At 65.7% G+C, this 20,182-nt stretch carries 17 protein-coding genes; 11 read left to right on the top strand and 6 right to left on the bottom strand.

Annotation, left to right across the window (positions count from 1 at the left end; genetic code table 11):
* Positions 1 to 179 precede the first annotated feature (179 nt).
* The 5 genes from AB1Z25_RS08485 to AB1Z25_RS08465 all read left to right on the top strand — a co-directional run bounded on the left by AB1Z25_RS08485 (position 180) and on the right by AB1Z25_RS08465 (position 3,840).
* Positions 180 to 1,103 (top strand): branched-chain amino acid transaminase, encoded by a 924-nt coding sequence (locus AB1Z25_RS08485; RefSeq protein WP_107798762.1) that lies wholly within the window; start codon positions 180 to 182, stop codon positions 1,101 to 1,103.
* A gap of 43 nt (positions 1,104 to 1,146) precedes the next feature.
* Complete coding sequence (locus AB1Z25_RS08480; RefSeq protein WP_019104039.1) at positions 1,147 to 1,347, top strand: zinc-finger domain-containing protein; 201 nt, start codon at positions 1,147 to 1,149, stop codon at positions 1,345 to 1,347.
* 130 nt (positions 1,348 to 1,477) lie between these two features.
* On the top strand, positions 1,478 to 2,515 hold the full coding sequence (gene waaF / locus AB1Z25_RS08475) for a lipopolysaccharide heptosyltransferase II (protein WP_107798761.1): 1,038 nt from the start codon (positions 1,478 to 1,480) through the stop codon (positions 2,513 to 2,515).
* The gene (locus AB1Z25_RS08470) at positions 2,515 to 3,108 is read left to right on the top strand and encodes a TetR/AcrR family transcriptional regulator (RefSeq protein ID WP_107798760.1); all 594 of its coding nucleotides are present in this window, start codon (positions 2,515 to 2,517) and stop codon (positions 3,106 to 3,108) included. The genes waaF and AB1Z25_RS08470 overlap by 1 nt, the downstream gene beginning before the upstream one ends.
* A gap of 123 nt (positions 3,109 to 3,231) precedes the next feature.
* Positions 3,232 to 3,840, top strand: coding sequence for a hypothetical protein (locus AB1Z25_RS08465; protein ID WP_107798759.1), 609 nt, complete (start codon positions 3,232 to 3,234; stop codon positions 3,838 to 3,840).
* A 105-nt stretch (positions 3,841 to 3,945) separates the two neighbouring features.
* On the opposite strand, the gene AB1Z25_RS08460 is transcribed toward AB1Z25_RS08465, so the two are convergent.
* Genes AB1Z25_RS08460 through AB1Z25_RS08445 form a run of 4 tightly spaced genes read right to left on the bottom strand, consistent with a single transcriptional unit; the run spans position 3,946 to position 9,727 of the window.
* Positions 3,946 to 4,506, bottom strand: a complete 561-nt coding sequence (locus AB1Z25_RS08460) for a cob(I)yrinic acid a,c-diamide adenosyltransferase (RefSeq protein WP_107798758.1) — start codon at positions 4,504 to 4,506, stop codon at positions 3,946 to 3,948.
* A complete protein-coding gene (locus tag AB1Z25_RS08455; protein WP_486637019.1) occupies positions 4,499 to 7,750 on the bottom strand; it encodes a hypothetical protein in 3,252 nt (1,083 codons plus the stop codon). Before AB1Z25_RS08455 ends, AB1Z25_RS08460 begins: the two co-directional genes overlap by 8 nt.
* Before the next feature lie 2 nt (positions 7,751 to 7,752).
* The gene (locus tag AB1Z25_RS08450) at positions 7,753 to 8,175 is read right to left on the bottom strand and encodes a DNA polymerase III subunit chi (protein ID WP_048412222.1); all 423 of its coding nucleotides are present in this window, start codon (positions 8,173 to 8,175) and stop codon (positions 7,753 to 7,755) included.
* On the bottom strand, positions 8,162 to 9,727 hold the full coding sequence (locus tag AB1Z25_RS08445; protein WP_107798756.1) for a leucyl aminopeptidase: 1,566 nt from the start codon (positions 9,725 to 9,727) through the stop codon (positions 8,162 to 8,164). The genes AB1Z25_RS08450 and AB1Z25_RS08445 overlap by 14 nt, the downstream gene beginning before the upstream one ends.
* Before the next feature lie 201 nt (positions 9,728 to 9,928).
* Between AB1Z25_RS08445 and lptF the strand changes: the two genes are divergently transcribed.
* The 5 genes from lptF to AB1Z25_RS08420 all read left to right on the top strand — a co-directional run bounded on the left by lptF (position 9,929) and on the right by AB1Z25_RS08420 (position 17,490).
* Complete coding sequence (lptF, locus tag AB1Z25_RS08440; protein ID WP_107798755.1) at positions 9,929 to 11,029, top strand: LPS export ABC transporter permease LptF; 1,101 nt, start codon at positions 9,929 to 9,931, stop codon at positions 11,027 to 11,029.
* A gap of 7 nt (positions 11,030 to 11,036) precedes the next feature.
* On the top strand, positions 11,037 to 12,113 hold the full coding sequence (gene lptG / locus AB1Z25_RS08435) for an LPS export ABC transporter permease LptG (protein ID WP_107798754.1): 1,077 nt from the start codon (positions 11,037 to 11,039) through the stop codon (positions 12,111 to 12,113).
* 1 nt (position 12,114) lies between these two features.
* Positions 12,115 to 14,688, top strand: coding sequence for a [protein-PII] uridylyltransferase (locus tag AB1Z25_RS08430; RefSeq protein ID WP_227103596.1), 2,574 nt, complete (start codon positions 12,115 to 12,117; stop codon positions 14,686 to 14,688).
* A 429-nt stretch (positions 14,689 to 15,117) separates the two neighbouring features.
* Entirely contained in the window at positions 15,118 to 16,746 is a 1,629-nt protein-coding gene (locus tag AB1Z25_RS08425) for a S53 family peptidase (protein ID WP_107798752.1), read from the top strand.
* Between the two features lie 99 nt (positions 16,747 to 16,845).
* On the top strand, positions 16,846 to 17,490 hold the full coding sequence (locus AB1Z25_RS08420; RefSeq protein ID WP_486637018.1) for a HugZ family pyridoxamine 5'-phosphate oxidase: 645 nt from the start codon (positions 16,846 to 16,848) through the stop codon (positions 17,488 to 17,490).
* 63 nt (positions 17,491 to 17,553) lie between these two features.
* Here the strand turns inward: AB1Z25_RS08420 and ribA are convergent, their stop codons facing one another.
* Both ribA and AB1Z25_RS08410 read right to left on the bottom strand, forming a co-directional pair.
* Positions 17,554 to 18,135: a GTP cyclohydrolase II gene (ribA, locus tag AB1Z25_RS08415; protein ID WP_107798750.1), complete on the bottom strand. Its 582-nt coding sequence runs from the start codon at positions 18,133 to 18,135 to the stop codon at positions 17,554 to 17,556.
* 96 nt (positions 18,136 to 18,231) lie between these two features.
* The gene (locus tag AB1Z25_RS08410) at positions 18,232 to 18,957 is read right to left on the bottom strand and encodes a GAF domain-containing protein (protein ID WP_227103600.1); all 726 of its coding nucleotides are present in this window, start codon (positions 18,955 to 18,957) and stop codon (positions 18,232 to 18,234) included.
* Positions 18,958 to 19,067: 110 nt separating this feature from the next.
* Here AB1Z25_RS08410 and AB1Z25_RS08405 point away from each other — a divergent pair, with 110 nt between their 5' ends.
* A complete protein-coding gene (locus AB1Z25_RS08405) occupies positions 19,068 to 20,144 on the top strand; it encodes a hypothetical protein (protein WP_486637017.1) in 1,077 nt (358 codons plus the stop codon).
* Positions 20,145 to 20,182 lie beyond the last annotated feature (38 nt).

Here is a 20,182-nt window from a genome sequence, read left to right as displayed (position 1 = left end):
GCTTCAGCGATACGGCGTTGAAAACCAGCTCAAAATGCTCATGTACCACGAGTACATTCCGCTTTTTCGCTCGTTTTCGCCTTGTCTCGCCCTTGCTCGCGAGACTTTGAAAAGGTTCTGAGGTCGGACAAGATCCGGCCCCATCCCAAAGCGAAAACACAATATTGGAGAACACCAAGATGTCGATGGCTGATCGTGACGGAAAAATCTGGTATGACGGCGAAATGGTGGACTGGCGCGACGCCACCACCCACGTGCTGACCCACACCCTGCACTACGGCATGGGCGTGTTCGAAGGCGTGCGCGCTTACGAAACCCCCAAGGGTCCGGCCATCTTCCGTCTGGAAGACCATACCGCGCGGCTGTTCCGCTCCGCCAAGATCCTGGGCATGGCGCTGCCGTTCACGCCGGAACAGATCAGCCAGGCCCATCTGGACGTGGTCAAGGCCAACGGCCTGAAATCCTGCTATTTCCGCCCGATGGCCTTCTACGGCTCCGGCAAGCTGGGCGTGGCGCCGCTGAAGAACGACGTGCGCGTGATCGTGGCCGCCTGGCCCTGGGGCGCCTATCTGGGCGACGAAGGCCTGGAAAAAGGCATACGCGTGAAGACCTCCTCCTTCACCCGCCACCACGTCAACATCACCATGTGCAAGGCCAAGGCCAACGGCAACTACATGAACTCCATCCTGGCCAACAACGAAGCCACCGCCGACGGCTACGACGAGGCGCTGCTGCTGGACGTGGACGGTTTCGTGGCGGAAGGTTCCGGCGAAAACATTTTCATCATCCGCAAGGGCAAGCTGTACACTCCGGACCTGACCAGCGCGCTGGAAGGCATCACCCGCGACACCGTGGTGCAGATCTCCAAGGAAATGGGCCTGGAACTGATAGAAAAGCGCATCACCCGCGACGAGGTCTACAGCGCGGACGAAGCCTTCTTCACCGGCACCGCCGCCGAAGTGACCCCGATCCGCGAACTCGACAGACGCGCGATCGGCGACGGCAATCGTGGTACCATCACCGCCGAAATCCAGAAGCGCTACTTCGACATCGTCAAAGGACTGGATGCCGAACACCAGCACTGGCTGACCTACGTCAACTAAGCAAGACGAGCCGCCCGCGCGGCGGCTCCGCAAGGAATACAGAATGGCTGAACAGAAAGAAAACACTCAACGCGTGATCGAAGTCACCCAGCACGACCTGCCGCTGCATTGCCCGATGCCGGACATGGTGTCCTGGAACTCCCACCCGCGCGTGTTCCTGCCCGTGCACAAGACCGGCGAAGCGCTGTGCCCCTATTGCGGCACCCGCTACAAGCTGAACGGCCCGGCAGGCGGCCACCACTGAGACCGGCCCCGCGCCGGCAACGCAGCTAAGGTGTGGCGCGAGCCGCACCTTTTTTGCTTGCCGGCCCGCCTCGTCTGCAAACCCAAGCCGGGCCGCGCCCCGGTTTCGGTTTGCAATCGGAACATCTGCAATGAAGAAGAAAATCCTCGTCATCGGCCCTTCCTGGGTCGGCGACAGCGTCATGGCGCAACCGCTGTACCAAAGACTGCACCAACGCCACCCCGATCTGGAGCTGCACGTGTTCGCGCCGGCCTGGACCCTGCCCTTGCTGGCGCGGATGCCGGAAGTGGCCAAGGCCCATCTCAACCCCTTCGGCCACGGCGCGCTGCGCCTGGGCGAGCGCTGGAAAGTGGCGCGCCAGCTGGCCGCCGAACGCTTCGATCAAGCCATCGTGCTGCCCAACTCGCTGAAATCCGCCTTGATTCCGCTGTTCGCCGGCATCCCGCTGCGCACCGGCTTCCTCGGCGAATCGCGCTACTGGATTCTCAACGACGCGCGCGAACTGGACGAGCAGGCGCTGCCCATGATGGTGGAACGCTTTTGCGCGCTGGCCGAAGACAAGGGCGAACCGCTGCCGCGGCCGCTCAGCCATCCGCGGCTGGCCCTCACCGACGCCAGCCAGCGGGCGGCACTGGACAAGCTGCAACTGGACGCCGGCCGGCCCGCGGTCGCCTTCTGCCCCGGCGCCGAGTACGGCCCGGCCAAGCGCTGGCCGGCCCGGCACTTCGCCGAACTGGCGCGCCGCTTCGACGCCGCCGGCTACGCGGTGTGGCTGTTCGGCTCCGGCAAGGACCGCGAAGTGGGCGACGACATCAGCCGCCTGTCCGGCGGCCTGGCCGTCAACCTCTGCGGCGCTACCGGCCTGGAAGAAGCGATAGACCTGATAGGCTTGACCCGGCTCGCCGTCTGCAACGATTCCGGCCTGATGCACGTGGCCGCGGCGCTGGACAAGCCGCTGGTGGCGCTGTACGGCTCCTCCAGCCCCGACTTCACGCCGCCCTTGTCGACGCGGGCCGCCATCGTCTCCCTCAACCTGGATTGCAGCCCCTGTTTCGAACGGACCTGTCCGTACGGCCATACCGATTGCCTGGAAAAAATGGAGCCGGAACGGGTCTGGCAAGCCGCGCTTCCGCTGCTGCCCGCCCACTCCCAAGAAAAAACACAATAATGAGCACAGACAACACCGCACCCGTCGAAGAAAACAGCCGCCGCATGGAGCTGATCCGCGCCGCGGCGATACTGTTCCGCGACCAGGGCTACGAGCGCACCACGGTGCGCGACCTGGGCAACGCGGTCGGCATGCAGTCCGGCAGCCTGTTCTACCACTTCCGCACCAAGGAGGAGATCCTGGTCGCGGTGATGGCGCTGGGCATCACCAGCACCACCGAACAGCTGAAGCGCGCGCTGGACGCGGCCGGATCGCCGCGGGCCAAGCTGGCCGCGCTGTTCCGCGTCCACCTCAATTCGCTGCTGGGAGACAATCAGGCGGCGCTGGAAGTGATGCTCTACGAATGGCGCAGCGTGTCCGCCGCCGCCCGGCCCGGCCTGATCGTGTTGCGCGACCGCTACGAAGCGCTGTGGCAGCAAGCGCTGGACGAGGCCGCCGCCGCCGGCCTGGTCAAGCCCGACACCGCGCTGCTGCGCCGCACCCTGCTGGGCAGCCTGCACTGGTCGGTGCAGTGGTACCGCTCCCAAGGGCCGCTGAGCGTGGATCAATTAGCCGAACGCATGCTGGAATTGGTATTACTGCCACAAATCTGACCTTTAGGCCTGAAAAAATTCGGCAATCCGGTAAAAAAGATTCTAGAATCAGCGATATAGGGCAACTGGGCTCTATACCGTCCTGCGCGACGGCAACGGCACCCACGGTTTGGAGAGAGCGATATGGCAAGCACCGGCAGCATAGGCAGCCTCAACTCTCTGCAGCAATTGCAATCGCTGCAGAACACGCGGCCTGAGCAAAAGACGCTGGAAGAACCGCGGTCCGCCACTCCTGCGGTTTCCCAGCAAAACGTCAGCCAGGCCGCGGTCCGGCAGAACCCCGACACCGCGCGGGTCGAACAGCAGCTGCAACGCCAGCTGAACACCGCGCAGACCAATGCCGCGCAAACCCGCAACGGCGAGCAGCAAAGGGTCAGCCAGGAACAGGCGCAAACCGCCGCCCTGGCCAGCTCCGCCGCGCCGGCCGCCGCGGCCAACGACACCCCGCGGGCTCAACAGCGCGCGGCGGAAGCGGCCAGCGCCAATCGCGCCGCCAGCGCCCCGCCGGCGACGCCGCCGCGCCCGAACACGGTGCCGGCGGCCAATGAGCAGCAAGCCGCCAACAATCAGGCGGAACAGCAGACCAATCAGACCAACAACAACGCGAACAACGCGGTGGCCCGTTCCCAACAGCAGAACGCCAGCGGCCAGCTGGCGGTCACCCAGTACCAGACCACCCAGTCCCTGCTGCAGAACAGCACCTACCGTCCGCGGGTTTCGGAAGTGGCCTGAGGCCTCCTCGCTGAAAAAAACGGCAATCCATGCGGATTGCCGTTTTTCTTGCCGGATCGCCGCTCGGACCATCCCGCCGACGCGCAGCAGACATCGAACAGCCTCTCAGGCCTCTCCTGTTTTGCGCCCCGGTCGCCACAGCACGTCCGGCTCGCCGGCCTGACGGTTCAGATAACGCGACAGCACGAACAGCAGATCGGACAGACGGTTCAGATAGCGGCGCGCGGCGTCGGACACCGTCTCCCGCTGCGCCAGCGCCACCACCGCGCGCTCGGCGCGGCGGCATGCCGAACGCGCCTGGTGCGACAGCGCCGCCGCCCGGCAGCCGCCGGGCAGGATGAACTCCTTCAGCGGCGGCAAATCCTCGTTGAGGAAGGCCACCACGGCCTCCAGCGCCTGCACGTGCTCGGCGCCCAAGGCGCTGTAGCCGGGCACCGCCAGCTCCGAGCCCAGGTCGAACAAATCGTGCTGCGCCTCGGACAGCCAGGTCCTGACCTCGTCCGGCAAGGTCTCCGCCAGCAACACGCCCAGCACCGAGTTCAATTCGTCCACCTCGCCCAGCGCGCAAATGCGCAAGCTGTCCTTGCCCACCCTGCTGCCGTCGCCCAGGCCGGTGCTGCCGTCGTCGCCGGTGCGGGTGACGATATGCGATAACCTATCACTCATCGCGTTTCCCATCCTTTTCAATCTTGCCCAAAGAATTGATGGTCTGGCGCAAGCTCTCCTTCAAGGCCTCGCCGAACAACATCTCGTAATCCTCCTTGAGCTGATGCATCACGCCGGACAACATCTGCTTGGCCTGCAACTCCAAAGCGTCCTGCAACCACAAGGACAACTCCACCTTCATCCGCGGCAGCATTTTCTCGTACATGGACTGCAACAAGGCCTGCTCGTCTATCACCGCCACCGTGCCCGGCGGCGCATTCACCGCCTGAGGCGCCATCATCGCGGCGGCCGCGGCGGCCGAAGCCACCTCGGACACTTTCAAGACCTCCACGCCGCGCGCCGGCGGCGCGTCGGAAACGGCTTCCCGCTCGGGCTCTCCCGACGACGCCGCGCCGGCTGCCAACGCCAGGCCCGCGGCGGCCAGCGCCCCGGCTCCCGCCGCCAACTCCGCGGCCCCCGTCCCATCCGTCTCGGTCTCGGGTTCGGACTCCAACACCGTCAGTTCGGGAATCTCGCCCTCGGCCAGGGCCAAGGACTCGGGCTCGGCGTCCGCCAAGGGCATTGCCGGCTCGGCCGCTTGCGGCTCCAGCATTTGATCCAATACAGGCTCGGCTACCGCTTCGACTTCCGCCTGCTCGGCAGACTCAGCGTCCAGCTGCGGGGCTTCCAGTTCGGCGGCTTGCGGCTCCAGCGCCTCGTCCAGCACAGGCTCGGCTACCGCTTCGACTTCCGCCGGCTCGGCAAACGCAGCGTCCAGATGCGGGGCTTCCAGTTCGGCTGCTTGCGGCTCCAGCGCCTCATCCAGCACAGGCGCGGCTGCCGCTTCGGCTTCCGCCGGCTCGGCAAACACAGCGTCCAGCTGCTGGACTTCCAACTCAGCGGCTTGCGGCTCCAACGCCTCGTCCAGCACAGGCTCGGCTACCGCTTCGGCTTCCGCCGGCTCGGCAAATTCAGCGTCCAGCTGCGGAACGTCCGACTCGGCCACTTGCGGCTCCAGCGCCTCGTCCAGCACAGTCTCGGCTACCGCTTCGGCTCCCGCCGGCTCGGCAAACTCAGCGTCCAGCTGCGGGACTTCCGACTCGGCCACTTGCGGCTCCAGCGCCTCGTCCAGCACAGGCTCGGCTACCGCTTCGACTTCCGCCGGCTCGGCAAACCCAGCGTCCAGCTGCGGGACTTCCAGTTCGGCGGCTTGCGACTCCAGCGCCTCGTCCAGCACAGGCTCGGCTACCGCTTCGACTTCCGCCGGCTCGGCAAACCCAGCGTCCAGCTGCGGGACTTCCAGTTCGGCGGCTTGCGACTCCAGCGCCTCGTCCAGCACAGGCGCGGCTGCCGCTTCGACTTCCGCCTGCTCGGCAAACGCAGCGTCCAGATGCGGGGCTTCCAGTTCGGCGGCTTGCGGCTCCAGCGCCTCGTCCAGCACAGGCTCGGCCGTGGCTTCGGCTTCCGCCAGCTCGACAAACGCAGCGTCCAGATGCGGGGCTTCCAGTTCGGCGGCTTGCGGCTCCAGCGCCTCATCCAGCACAGGCGCGGCGGCCGCTTCGACTTCCGGCAGCTCGACAAACGCAGCGTCCAGATGCGGGGCTTCCAGTTCGGCGGCTTGCGGCCCCAGCGCCTCATCCAGCACAGGCGCGGCGGCCGCTTCGGCTTCCGCCAGCTCGGCAAACCCAGCGTCTAGCTGCGGGACTTCCGGTTCGGCAGCTTGCGGCTCCAGCGCCTCGTCCAGCACAGGCTCGGCTACCGCTTCAGCTGCCGCCGGCTCGGCGAACACAGCGTCCAGCTGCGGGACTTCCAACTCGGCGGCTTGCGGCTCCAACGCCTCGTCCAGCACAGGCTCGGCTACCGCTTCGGCTTCCGCCAGCTCGGCAAACCCAGCGTCCAGCTGCGGGACTTCCAACTCGGCGGCTTGCGGCTCCAGCACCTCGTCCAACACAGGCGCGGCTACCGCTTCGGCTTCCGCCGGCTCGGCAAACTCAGCGTCCAGCTGCGGAACGTCCAACTCGGCGGCTTGCGGCTCCAGCGCCTCGTCCAACACCGGCTCTGCCGCCGCTTCGGCAAACGCGGCGTCCATCATTGGCGCTTCCGTCTCAGCCGGAGGCTCATGCGCCTCCGCCTCAACGGCCTCCGGCATCGCCAAGACAGGCTCCGTCTGCAAGCCCGCCAGCGCCTGGTCGATCTCGGCCAGCAAGGGCTCCTCTCCCGGCGCGGCAAGCGCCGCGGCGACGGCGGACTCCGGCGAAATCATCGCATCGGGAAGCGCCACCGCCGATTCAAACACCGCTTCGGGCGCTACGGCCGGCGCGACGTCAAACGCCGGCACAGGCAGCTCATCCATCTCGGGCGGCGCTTCGACGGCGCTCTCGCCCTGGAGCGGCGCAAATTGTTCCAGATCGTCCGCCGGCGCGCCGGCGGACGGGGCCTCGGCGGGTTCCGGCCAGACGGGGGCGGCTTCCTCCGCCGGGCTCTCCGGCCAATTCGGCAGCAAGCTGTCCACCTGGGTTTCCGGCCCGACTCCGCCGCCCAGCACGCCGGTGGGCAGGCTATCCAAGGAAATGGAAGTGAAAGGCGTCGGCGCGGGCGGCTCGATCAGCGTCTCGGCCACGCCGACATCCGGCGCGGGCGGTACGACGGTCGGCGCCTCCGCGTCCGGAATCTCGATGCCAACAAGCTCCGGTTCGGCGGCCGCAGGCGCGGCGGTCATTGCCGGCTCAGCCTCGGCGACTAGCGGCTCGGCATCGAGCGCCGGAGCAGGCGCCGCGGCCGGCGGCTCTTCCGCGATGGACGCGGACTCGTCGGCCAAAGCCTCCGCCGGCGGCTCCTCGCCGGCCGGCTGCAGCGAAAATTCGAAATCGCCGGCTTCCGCCGCCGGCAGCGCCGCCTCCGGCAAGGCCGCGGCGGGGTTCCAGCCGGGCAGTACCTGCTCGATGCCCAGTTCAGAGGCCGGCATGTCGTCCAGATCCAGCGACGGCAGCGAAGCCAGGTCCAGCAAAGGCTCTTCGCCGGGAACGGGAGCGGCGATCAGCTCCTCCAGGCTCAGTTCGGGAATTTCCAGTTCGGCGGGCAGGTCCTGCGGCGGCTCGCCCAACTGGTCGGCCAGCGCGTCCAGTTCGCTGGAGAAATCAAAATCGGGGATGTCGATGACTTCGTCGCCCAAGGTAGGCACTTGCGACTCATCCACCACCTCGGTCAACACCGGCAGATTGAGGCCGGACCAGTCAGGCTCTTTGGGCTTTGACGGCTCGCTCATGGTCACTTATTGCTCATGTCGTGATGTTCGATTGCATAACCGCGCTCGCGATACGCCTTGAACCGCAGGCGCGCCGTCTCCAGCGACGCTTCGTCGCGTCCGACTATCTCCAGAATACGATCAAAGCGCTCCATCCGCTCCGGCAAATTCGAACCCAGGTTCAACAATACCGGGTGCTCCAGCGCGTCCGGCAGGCGGGCGGTCAGCCAGATCGGCGTGTCCGCCGCCTCGTCGGCGCCCAGCCTGCAGTGCGGCACGAAGCGGGTATCGCCGAAGCTCCACAGCTGCCGGCTGAAGGTGTCGAGCTGCTGCTCGCTGTCGAACCAGATCAGCAGCCGCTCCCCCTTGCGCATCACCGTGGCCGCCAGCAGGCAGGCGAAGCCCTGCGGGTCGGCCACTTTGGTGTAAAAATCAATCCTGCTCATCGTCCACCGTTTCAGGGGTTTCGCGGCGCGGACGGCCGCGGCGCACCACATTGCCCAGCGCGATGTCGGCGCGGTCTTGCAGGAACTGCACCAGCAAAGGCACCGGACGCGCGGTGGCGCCCTTGTCCTTGCCGCCCTTCCAGGCGGTGCCGGCGATGTCCAGATGCGCCCAGTCGTATGCTTTGGCGTAGCGCGACAGGAAGCAGGCGGCGGTGATGCTGCCGCCCGGACGGCCGCCGATGTTCGCCATGTCGGCGAACGGGCTCTTCAGCATGTCCTGGTACTCGTCCCACAACGGCATATGCCAGGCGCGATCGGCCACTTCCTCGCCGGCGGCCAGCAGTTCGCGCGCCAGACTGTCCTGATTGCTGTACAGCGCGGTGGCGATATGGCCCAGCGCGATCACGCAGGCGCCGGTCAGCGTGGCCACGTCGATCACGGTTGCCGGGTCGAAGCGCTCGGCGTAGGTCAGCGCGTCGCACAGGATCAGCCGGCCCTCGGCGTCGGTGTTCAGAATCTCGATGGTCTGGCCGGACATCGAGGTGACGATGTCGCCCGGCTTCAGCGCGTTGCCGTTGGGCATGTTCTCGCAAGTGGGTACGATGGCGACCAGGTTCAGCGGCAAGTTCATTTCCACCGCGGCGCGGAAAGCGCCCAGCACGGTGGCCGCGCCGCACATATCGTACTTCATCTCGTCCATGCCCTCGCCCGGTTTCAGCGAGATGCCGCCGGAGTCGAAGGTAATGCCCTTGCCCACCATCACGATGGGCTTGTCGCCTTTGTCCTTGGCGCCGTGATGGCGCAGCACGATCAGACGAGCCTCTTCCACGCTGCCCTTGGCCACGGACAGGAAGGAGCCCATGCCCAGTTCCGCGATGTCCTTGGGGCCCAGGATTTCGGCGTCGGCGCCGAAGGCCGCGGCCATCTGGCGCGCTTCTTCGCCCAGATAGCTGGGGGTGCAGACATTGCCCGGCAGATTGCCCAGGTCCTTGGCCAGCTTCATGCCGCTGCCGATGGCCAGGCCGCGTTGCAGGCCTTTTTCGCCGTCGGCGAGATCGCTGCGGCGCGGCACCGCCAGCGTCAGTTTGCGCGGCTCGCGCACCGATTCGTCCACCTTGCTCTTGAAGCGGTCGAAACGGTACAAGGCGTCCAGCGTCACCACCGCCGCCTGTTCTATCATCCACTCGACGTCGTGTTTCTTGACTGTCAGTTCGCTCAGGTAGCTGACCGCCTCCACCGCCGAAGTCTGGGTCAAGGCCTTGACCGAGGCGCGCACCGCCTCGCGGTATTCCTTGGCGCGGAACTCCCGCTCCTTGCCCAGGCCCACCAGCATCACCCGGTCGCACAGGGTGTGCGGCACCGAATGCAGCACCAGCGTGCTGCCCAGTTTGCCCTCCATATCGCCGTGACGCAGCACGTCGCTGATGAAGCCGTTGGAGATGCGATCCAGCAGGTCCGCGGCGAAGGTCAGCTTGCGGGATTCGTACACGCCGACGATAACGCAAGCTACCCGTTGCTTTTCCGGACTGCCGCTTTTTATGTTAAATTCCATTGAGAACTCCCGTGTAGAGCGAGTGTCTGTAGCTCCACCTCTTAACCGGCCGTCGATGCGCGGGTAGAATCCTGACGGCCCGGCCTTCCGGTGAAGACGGATTTTGTTGTTGATTCCGAAATCGTCCGTTTTTGACGTTTCTGGATGGTCCCCGGAATTATCACAATGCTTTTCATGAAAAGTCAAAAAGGCACTGAATAAATGGTTTTTCAAAAAAGCCTGACTCGCGAGCTGACTTTGAGCGCTTTAGGCGTTTTCATCGTGCTCCTGGCGATTATCGTTTCCACTCAGGCAGTCAATCTGCTGGGCCGCGCGGCCGAAGGACAGATGGCCAACGAGGCCGTTGCCGCGGTGCTTGGCTTCACTACGCTGGGCTTTTTCCCGGTATTGATGATTTTGACGGTTTTCGCCACCATTTTAGTGGTGTTGACCCGTATTTGGCGCGATCACGAGATGGTGGTCTGGCTCAGTTCCGGCCTGTCTCTGAGCAATTGGGTGTGGCCGGTGATGCGCTTCACCCTGCCGCTGGCGGTGCTGATCGCCGGCGTCACCCTGTTCATCGGCCCCTGGGCCGATCAGCGCAGCCAGGACTATGCAGAACAGATCAAACGCCGCGAGGAGGTTTCCGCGATCTCTCCCGGCGTGTTCAAGGAATCGGCCTCGTCCAACAAGGTGTATTTCATCGAGAACTACTCCGGCGAGCACGGCGCGGCCACCAATATTTTCATGCAGGAAATCACCGACGGCAAAGTGGCGACGATTTTCGCCAAATCCGGTTTTATTACCACTAAGCCGGACGGCGAGCGCGTGGTGGTGCTGGAACACGGCCAACGCTACGTCGGCGAACCCGGCAGCGCCAACTACGAGGTGGCGGAATTCCAGCGCTACACCGCCGGCATCGGCGAAAGCCAGCAGATGCCGGGCCCGTCCGGCAATCGCCAGGCCATTCCCACCGCCCAGCTGCTGAGCCAGGACTCCGCCGACTACCGCGCCGAGCTGGCCTGGCGGCTGTCCATGCCGATCAGCTGCGTGATCCTGGCCCTGCTGGCGATTCCGATGTCCTATTTCAACCCGCGCAGCGGCCAGACCTACAATCTCCTGCTGTCGCTGCTGGTTTTCTTCGTTTATCAGAACGGACTGACCGTGGCCCGCAACTGGGTGGCCCAGGGCAAGGCCGGCGTCTGGCTGGTGCTTCTGGTGCATCTGGCCATGCTGGCGCTGGCGCTGGCGCTATTGAGCTACCGCAACCGCCCGGCCCGTCCCATCGGCCAGGCCTTGTCCCTGCTGTTCCGGAAATCCTGATCCCGTCATGAAACTGATTCATCGCTACATCGTCGCCACCCTGAGCCAGGCGACCTTGTTCACCCTGCTGGCCCTGCTGGGCCTGTACGGCTTCTTCGACCTGCTGGCCGAGGTGCCCAATCTGGGCAAGGGCAGTTACACCCTGGGCAAGATGCTGGGCTATGTCGCGCTGCTGATGCCCGGCCACGCCTATGAACTGATGCCGCTGGCGGTCTTGATCGGCGGCATGGTGGCGATGACCCAGCTGGCCACCAACAGCGAATACACGGTGATACGCACCAGCGGCGTGACCCTGCCGCAGATCGCCGCCACGCTGTTGAAATTCGGCCTCGGCTTCGCCCTGCTCACCGTGCTGCTGGGCGAGGTGGTGGCGCCGCGCACCGGCCAGCAGGCGCAGAGCCTGAAGCTGTCCGCCACCCACTCCATGGTGGCGCAGGAGTTCCGTTCCGGCATCTGGGTCAAGGACAATCAGAACTTCATCAACGTCCATGAAATGCTGCCGGACACCTCGCTGCTGGGCGTGCGCATCTACACCTACGACGATAATTTCCGCCTGGTGCGCACCCGTTACGCCGAACGCGGCTCCTTCTCCAAGAGTGATCAGCAATGGCGGCTGATCAATGTGCGCGAAACCACGCTGACCGCGGACCAGGCCGTCAGCCGTCATTACCCCGAGCTGTCCTGGAAATCCATCGTCGAGCCGGAAATCCTGTCCGTGCTGCTGGTGGTGCCGGAACAGATGTCGGCCAGCGCGCTGCTGACCTATCTGGAGCATTTGCGCAGCAATAAACAGCAAACCCAGCGCTACGAAATCGCCTTGTGGAGCAAGCTGTTCTATCCGCTGGCCTGCATCTCGATGGCGCTGGTGGCCCTGGCCTTCACTCCGCAGCAGCGCCGCCACGGCCAGTTGGGCATCCGTCTGTTCGGCGGCATCTGCCTGGGCATCGCCTTTCACTTCGTGAATCGCCTGTTCGGCCATCTGGGCCTGTTGTACGACTGGAACCCCATCCTGTCCGCCACCCTGCCCACCTTGCTGTTCCTGGTGGCCGGCGTCGCCATCATCGCCAGACAGGAAAGGCGCTGACATGAGTTCGCCGGCCGCGGAATCCCTCGCCCGCATGCGCCAGGAACTGGCCGGCAAACGTCAGGCGCTGGCCGAGCAATACCGGCAGCAGCGCAATCCCCAGGAATATCTGAAACGGCACAGCCAGACCGTGGACGCCGCGCTGCAGGCGCTGTGGGCGCAGTCCGGCCTGGACGGCGCCGCCAGCCTGATCGCGGTGGGCGGCTACGGCCGCGGCCAGCTCTTCCCCTATTCCGACATCGACCTGCTGGTGCTGCTGGACCAGCCGCCGTCGCCGGAGCTGGGCGAACGCGTCGGCGCCTTCATCAGCCTGCTGTGGGACGTGGGCCTGGAGATAGGCCACAGCGTGCGCACCGTCGAGGAATGCCTGACCGAGGCCCGCGGCGACATCACCATTGAGACCAATCTGCTGGAAAACCGGCTGATCGCCGGCGACGCCGCGCCCTGGCGGCGCATGAGCGCGCTGCTGGACCGCCAACGCGACCCACTGGCCTTTTTCGAGGGCAAGACCCAGGAACAGCAGCAACGCCACACCCGCCACTTCGGCGTCGGCAACAATCTGGAACCCAATATCAAGGAAAGCCCGGGCGGACTGCGCGATCTGCACACCATTCTGTGGATCAGCAAGGCCATAGGCCTGGGCGACAACTGGGACGCGCTGGTGCGCCGCGGCATCTTGACCCTGGCCGAAGCGCGTCTGATCAAGCACAGCGAACGCCAATTGCTGGGCCTGCGCATCGAACTGCACTTGCTGGCGCGCCGGCGCGAGGACAGGCTGATCTTCGATCTGCAACAACAGCTGGGCCAGGCGCTGGGCCTGCAGGACACGCCGGCCAAACGCGCCAGCGAACAGGCGATGCAGCTGTATTACCGCGCCGCCAAGACCGTCAACCAGCTCAACGGCATCCTGCTGCCCAATCTGCGCGGCCGGATTTATTCGCAAGTGCCGCGCGTCACTCAGAACCTGAACGAACGCTTCTACTCGGTCAACGGCATGCTGGGCATCCGCCAGCCGGACGTGTTCGAAAAATATCCGTCCGCCATCCTGGAAGCTTTTCTGATGCTGCAGCGCAACCCGGAACTGAGCGGCTTCGCGCCGCGCATGTTGCGCGCGCTGTGGCACGCGCGCAGCCACATCAACGAGCGCTTCCGCAACAACCCGCGCAACCGCGAGCTGTTCCTGCAACTGTTCCGCGAGCCCAACGGCCTGACGCGCTGCCTGCGGCGGATGAATCTATACGGGGTGCTGGGCCGCTACCTGCCCAATTTCGGCCACATCGTCGGCCAGATGCAGCACGATCTGTTCCACGTCTACACCGTGGACGAACACATTCTGATGGTGGTGCGCAATCTGCGCCGCTTCGCCAGCAGCGCCTTCACCCACGAATACCCGCTGATGTCCCGGCTGATCAACGACTTCGAACGCCCGGAGACCCTGTATCTGGCCGGCTTGTTCCACGACATCGCCAAGGGCCGCGGCGGCGATCATTCGGCGCTGGGCACGGTGGACGCGGCGGACTTTTGCCGCCAGCACGGCTTGCCGGCCGAGGACGGCGAGCTGGTGGCCTGGCTGGTGGGCCAACATCTGACCATGTCCAGCGTGGCGCAGAAGCAGGATATCTACGACCCGGAAACCGTGCGCCGCTTCGCCGAACTGGTCGGCACGCCGCGCCGGCTGACTGCGCTCTACCTGCTGACCGTGGCCGATATCCGCGGCACCAGCCCCAAAGTCTGGAACGCGTGGAAAGCCAAGCTGCTGGAAGACCTTTACCACGCGGCGATGCGCCAACTGGTGCGCGGCGGCCAGCTGGACGTCGCCTCGGAGCTGGAGGAACGCAAACACCAGGCCCAGGCGCTGCTGCGCTTGCACGCGGTGCCCGGCGGCGTGGAGGCCGCGCTGTGGCAGGAGCTGGACACTGTTTACTTCCTGCGCCACGAGGCCAAGGAGATCGCCTGGCACGCGCGCCTGCTCAACCGCTTCGTCCACGCCGAGCAGCCCCTGGTCCGCGCCCGGCTGTCCGACGACCACGAGGGCATCCAGGTGCTGATCTACACCCGGGACCGGCCGGAACTGTTCGCCCGCGCCTGCGCCTTCTTCGGCCGCACCCACTACAGCATCGCCGACGCCAAGGTCTACACCACCCGCCACGGCTACGCGCTGGACACCTTCCACGTCTTCGTGCCCGAGCATCATGATGGCGATTACCGCGACATGATCAATTTCATCGAGTTCGAACTGGCCGAATGCCTGCGCCAGGAGGGCGAACTGAGCTTGCCCGCCTCCGGCCGCATCAGCCGCCACCTCAAACACTTCCCGATCACGCCGCAAATCCTGATCCGCCCGGACGACAAGGCCAGCTTCTACGTGCTGTCCATCGTCGCCGGCGACCGCCCCGGCCTGCTGGCCCGCATCGCCAAGGTGCTGTCCGACTACCGGATGAACGTGCAATCCGCCAAGATCATGACCTTGGGCAGCCGCGCCGAGGACTCTTTCCTGATCTCCGGCCCCGGTCTTAGCGACGACAAAACCGTGCTGGCGCTGGAAAACGCCTTGCTGGCCGCGCTGCGGCTGTAAGCGCCCGTTTAACGCCAGGCGGGCAGGCGCCAGACAAAGCGTTTGCGGCCATGGCGGCGACTCTTCGAAATACTCATGCCGCTCATGAGCAAAGCGCTTCCCCGCTTATCCCTATCTTGCGCGCCAGGTCTTGAATAGGCCCAAAACGCAAGCCGCAAACCATCAGGCATACTCATTAGATCAATCAGAAAAATGCATTGCCATTGTCATTTTTTTGCGTTTTGCATACAGATTTGACGCTGATCAATAATTTACTTGTCATCGATTGAGATTTGGGATTACACATTCAGTGTTCCCCATCGGGAGCAGCCCTTCCGCACCAAGGGCAACCAACCTGGACCAAAGGCGCGCCGTCGAGCGACTACAAGCCCGGTCCAAGGGCCCTGCCCAAGCGCAGGCCCGCGCGGTACTTCTTCAGAGGAGAAGTGAATGTTTGCCAAGCAATACACGGCCGCACTGGTGTCCGCCGCTTTCTTCAGCATCGCGGCGCAAGCAGCAAACCTCAACTGGCAATCCACCAACACCCTGGCTCACCCGGTACAGACGCTGACCCCGCAGGCGCAAGACAGCGGCGAAGTCGCCGCCGGCCAGAGCGTCCACGTCGCGGTGGCGCTGAAAGTGCGCAACAAGGCGCAGCTGGACGCGCTGACCCAGGACATCCTTCAAGGCCGCAGCAAGCGCTACCTGAGCAAGGCCGAGTTTCTGAGCCAGTTCTCCCCCACCGAGGCCCAGGCGCAAACCGTGGTCAAACACTTGCAGGCCAGCGGCTTCCGCAACATCAAGGTGGCGCCCAACCGGCTGCTGATCACCGCCGACGGCAGCGCCGCCACGGTCAAGGCCGGCTTCCAGACCTCGCTGCACCGCTACGACATCAATGGCCGCCAGGCCTTCGCCAATGTCGCCAACGCCCAGGTGCCCGGCGCGCTGGCCGACATCGTGCTGGCGGTCCACGGCCTGCAGAACGTGCATCAATTCCACACCGCGCTGCGCCATCCGACGCCGCAGGCCTTCAAGACGACCAGCGTCAGCGGCCACGCTCCCACCGACTTCCCGTCCATCTACAACGCGAACAGCCTGCCGCCGGCCAGCAACACCACCGTCGGCATCATCGCCGAAGGCGACCTGAGCCAGACGCTGAGCGATCTGCAGGACTTCGCCAGCGGCGCAGGCTACGGCGCGGTGGCCACCTCGGTGATCAATAGCGGCACGCCCAGCAGCGACACCTCCGGCACCGAGGAATGGAACCTGGACAGCCAGGACATCCTCGCCGCCGCCGGCGGCGCGGTGCAGCAGATGAACTTCTACGTGGCGCCGTCGATGACCAACGCCGACATCACCGCCGCCTTCAACGCCGCGGTCAGCGACGGCACGGCCAAGGTGGTCAACGTTTCGCTGGGCGAATGCGAGACCAGCGCCCAGAGCGACGGCATGACCGCCAGCGCCGACCAGATCTTCCAGGCGGCGGTGGCCCAGGGTCAGACCTTCTCGGTGTCCACCGGCGACTCCGGCTCCTACGAGTGCGGCGGCCGCACCGCGCGCCAGAGCTACCCGGCGGTGTCGCCCTACGTGATCGCGGTGGGCGGCACCACCCTGTCCACCAGCGGCAAGACCGCGTATCTGTCGGAAAGCACCTGGAACGGCGGCGGCGGCGGCCCCAGCTACACCGAGAACGCTCCGGCCTGGCAAAGCAGCGCCGGCGTGCTGACCATTTCCAAGACCAAGCGCGGCGTGCCCGACGTCTCCTTCGACGCCGACCCCAATAGCGGCGCGCTGGTCCTGGTCAACGGCGGCACTTCGCAGATCGGCGGCACCAGTCTGGCGGCGCCCTTGTTCACCGGCTTCTGGGCGCGGATAGAGTCGGCCAACGGCAACAACATCCACTCGCCGGCGCCGTCGATCTACAAATACTTCAAGGCCAACCCCGCGCTGTACCACGACGTCACCAGCGGCAGCAACGGCGCTTACAGCGCCGCCAAGGGCTGGGACTACACCACTGGCTGGGGCAGCCTGAACATCGCCAATCTGAACGCCTTCATCGCGCGGACCCCCGGTTTTTAAAGCAGCGCTCTCTCGCCTTGAGCCCCGGTCCTCCGGGGCTTTTTTGCGCCCGGCGGCGGCGGCGGCTAAGATGGGCCCACTTCGCGCCGGAAACCAAACATGAAAATCCCGCCCTCAGCCGCCGTCCATCTGCTGCACCGCTGCGTCCACGCCAGCCTGGCCACCCACAGCACTCAACTGGCCGGCTATCCCTACGCCACGCCGATACCCTGCGTGCCCGACCTGCGCCACCGGCCCACGCTCTGCCTCAGCGCGCTGGCCGAGCACAGCAAGAACCTGCAGGCCGATCCGCGCTGCAGCGTGGCCTTGCTGGACCCGGCGGCGGCGTCCAGTCAGAGCGGCGCGCGCCTGACCCTGCTGGGCGATATGGAAGCCTTCCAACCCACGCCGCTGGAACTGGCGCGCCATCTGCGCTACCAGCCGGAGGCCGAAGACTGGCTGCAGCTGGACTTCGCCTTTTACCGGCTGCGGCCGCAACGGCTGCGCTATATCGAAGGCTTCGGCCGCATGGGCTGGCTGGAGGCCGAGCAGTGGCTGGACGGCCCGACGCTGGAGCCGGAACAAGAGGCGGAGCTGCTGACGCAGAGCGCCGCCTTGCCCGCCGGTGTCCGCTTGCTGGGGGCCGACTGCCACGGCATCGATTACGAGACCGCCGCCGCGCGCCGGCGGCTGGCCTTTCCCGCCGCGTTGGCGGCGGACGTGCTGGCCGCCCGCTGGACAGCGCTCTGCGCGGCGCTGGCATGAAAAACGGGAGCCTGTCGGCTCCCGTTCGCGCACTCCCCGGCGGCGCCGTTCCGGCGCAGCCGCTCACTTGAACAACATATGGCCCAACTTGCTGGCCTTGGTGTCCAGATAACGGTCGTTGTGCGGATTGCGTCCCACTTCCAGCGGCACCCGTTCCACCACATCGATGCCGGCATTGCGCAGGGTTTCGATCTTGCGCGGATTATTGGTCATCACCCGCACCCGCGACACGCCCAGCTGGTCCAGCATGTGGCGGGCGATGCGGAAGTCGCGCATGTCGGCGGGAAAGCCCAGCCGCTCGTTGGCTTCCACGGTATCCGCGCCGCCGTCCTGCAGCTGGTAGGCGCGGATCTTGTTGATCAGGCCGATGCCGCGGCCTTCCTGACGCAGATACAGCAAGGCGCCGCGGCCTTCGGCGGCGATGGCGGACAAGGCCGCCTCCAGTTGGAAGCCGCAGTCGCAGCGCAGCGAAAACAGCGCGTCGCCGGTCAGACACTCCGAATGCAGGCGCGACAGCACCGGCTCGCCGTCGTCTATCGTGCCCAGGGTCAGCGCGACGTGCTCGCGCCCCCCCACTTCCTCAAAACCATGCATGGTGAACTCACCCCAGGGGGTGGGCAGCTTGCAACTGGCGATGTACTCCATCCTCGGCTCATCAGCGCTGAGCTCGACAGCAGGCAATGACATTGTTTCTCCGCTAAACCTGATGAACGCGCCTGAATCCGCGCGCGATAATCTTTATTAACTGTGGTCGGCTTCCGGATTTTCAAGCGCCAGCGGCAAGGCGGCGAAAGGCTCGGCCAGCACAATGGCCAACGCGGCCAGCCACACCAGCCGCTCCGGCGTGAAGAAACCGGCGCTGGACGCCTCGGCGTCCAGAATGCCCAGCACATTGTCGTCCTGACCCAGCACCGGCAGGCAGACCTCGCTCATCACCTTGGGATCGCACTCGTAATAGCCGCCGCCCTCTGCGCGCCAGGCTTTGACGTCCTCGATCAGCACCGCCCAGCCGGTCAGTCCCACCCGGCTGTTGTTGCTGTACTCGGCGAAGGCCTCGGTCAAAGGAAACTCCGCGCGGCTGGGCACGCCCTGATAAGCCAGCTTGACCAGCTTGGCCTGCTGGCCCTTGCCTATCTTGCGATACACGCCCAGCCAGTCCGCGCCCACCTTGAGGTTCACCGACTCCACCAGCGCCAGCAGATTGCGCAACGCCGCCGTCGCCTCCGGACTTTCGCCGCCGAACAGCGGCGCCAGGTCGTAAGGCTCGTCGGCCAGTTCCTCGAACAAGGAGCAACTGCCGTCCTCGCTCAATTTGGGCACCCGGTAGCGGTACAAATCCTGCCGCGCCGCCGGCTTGTCCGCGTTCAACACCGCGGACAGGGTCAGCACCGCGATCTGCAGCTCGGTGCGATCCAGATCCAGGCTCTGCTCGCGCAGATAGTCGGCCAGTTGGCTTACGGGTATCATGACAGTGCTCCTGAAGGCGGCCGCGCCGCCCGATGCGAATGAATATCGAAACCCAGCAGGATACCAAAAACCGCCCCGCGCTGGCCAACCCCAGCCCAGAATAAAACACCATGCCCGCCATTCATATTCCCTACCCGCCCCTCGTGATCAAGGCCGGCGCGCACGCCCGCAAGCTGCTGGCGCACCAGGGCCTGCCCGCCGCCAGTGTGGCCACCCTGCCCGGCGCCGCCGGCGGCCCCAAGGCGATAGGCATCACCGGCCTGGACCAGGCGGTGTTCGAATGGCTGAACCGCAGCCCGCGTCGGCGCGAGCTGGTCGGCGCCTCCATCGGCGGCTGGCGCTTCGCCTGCGCGATGCAGGCCGAACCGCGTCAGGCGCTGGCCCGGCTGGCGGAGCGCTACACCGCTGAAACCTACGCGGCCAAGATCGACGTGGCCGACATCACCCGCCAGACCCGCCTGATGCTGGACGAGGTGCTGCCGCCCGAGGCGCGCGGCGCGCTGATCGATCACCCTCACTATCAGCTTAGCCTGTTGCTGGTGCGTTCCCACGGCCTGCTCGCCAGCGAGGCGCGCGCGGCGCTGCTGGGCGGCCTGGCGCTGAGCGCCGCGCTCAACGCCGTGTCCCGCGGCCTGCTCCGCCACGCCTTCAGCCGGGTGATCTGCCACGACCCGCGCAGCGACTTGCGCTTCAAGCCCGCGGACGACATCCCTACGCTGTGCCAACCGCTGGGAATGGACAACCTGGACGCCGCGCTGATGGGCACCATCGCCATTCCCGGCGTGCTCAACGGCGTACAGTTGCCGGGCGCGCCGGCGGCCACTTATCGCGACGGCGGCCTGACCGACTACCACTTGGACTTTCCCTTCGCCCAGGGCGACGACATCGTGCTCTACCCTCATTTCACCGAGCGCATCGTGCCCGGCTGGTTCGACAAATTCCTGCCCTGGCGCCGGTCCAATCCGGCCCACCACGCCAACACCGTGCTGATCTCGCCGTCGCGCGACTACCTGGCGCGCCTGCCCGGCGGCAAACTGCCGGACCGCAACGACTTCCACCGCTACCTGGGCCGGGACGCGCAGCGTCAGCAGGTCTGGCGCCAGGCCACCGCCGAGAGCCAAAGGCTGGGCGACGCCTTCATGGCGTGGCTGGAACGGCCGGACCTGGGCCAGGTTCAAGCGCTCTAAAACAAAAAGAGCCGGGAATCTCCCGGCTCTTTTCATTC

This window comes from Chromobacterium sp. HL1 (genome assembly GCF_057418835.1).
Note: the sequence above shows the minus strand (reverse complement) of the source record. Positions and strands in the feature narration are given on the sequence as shown.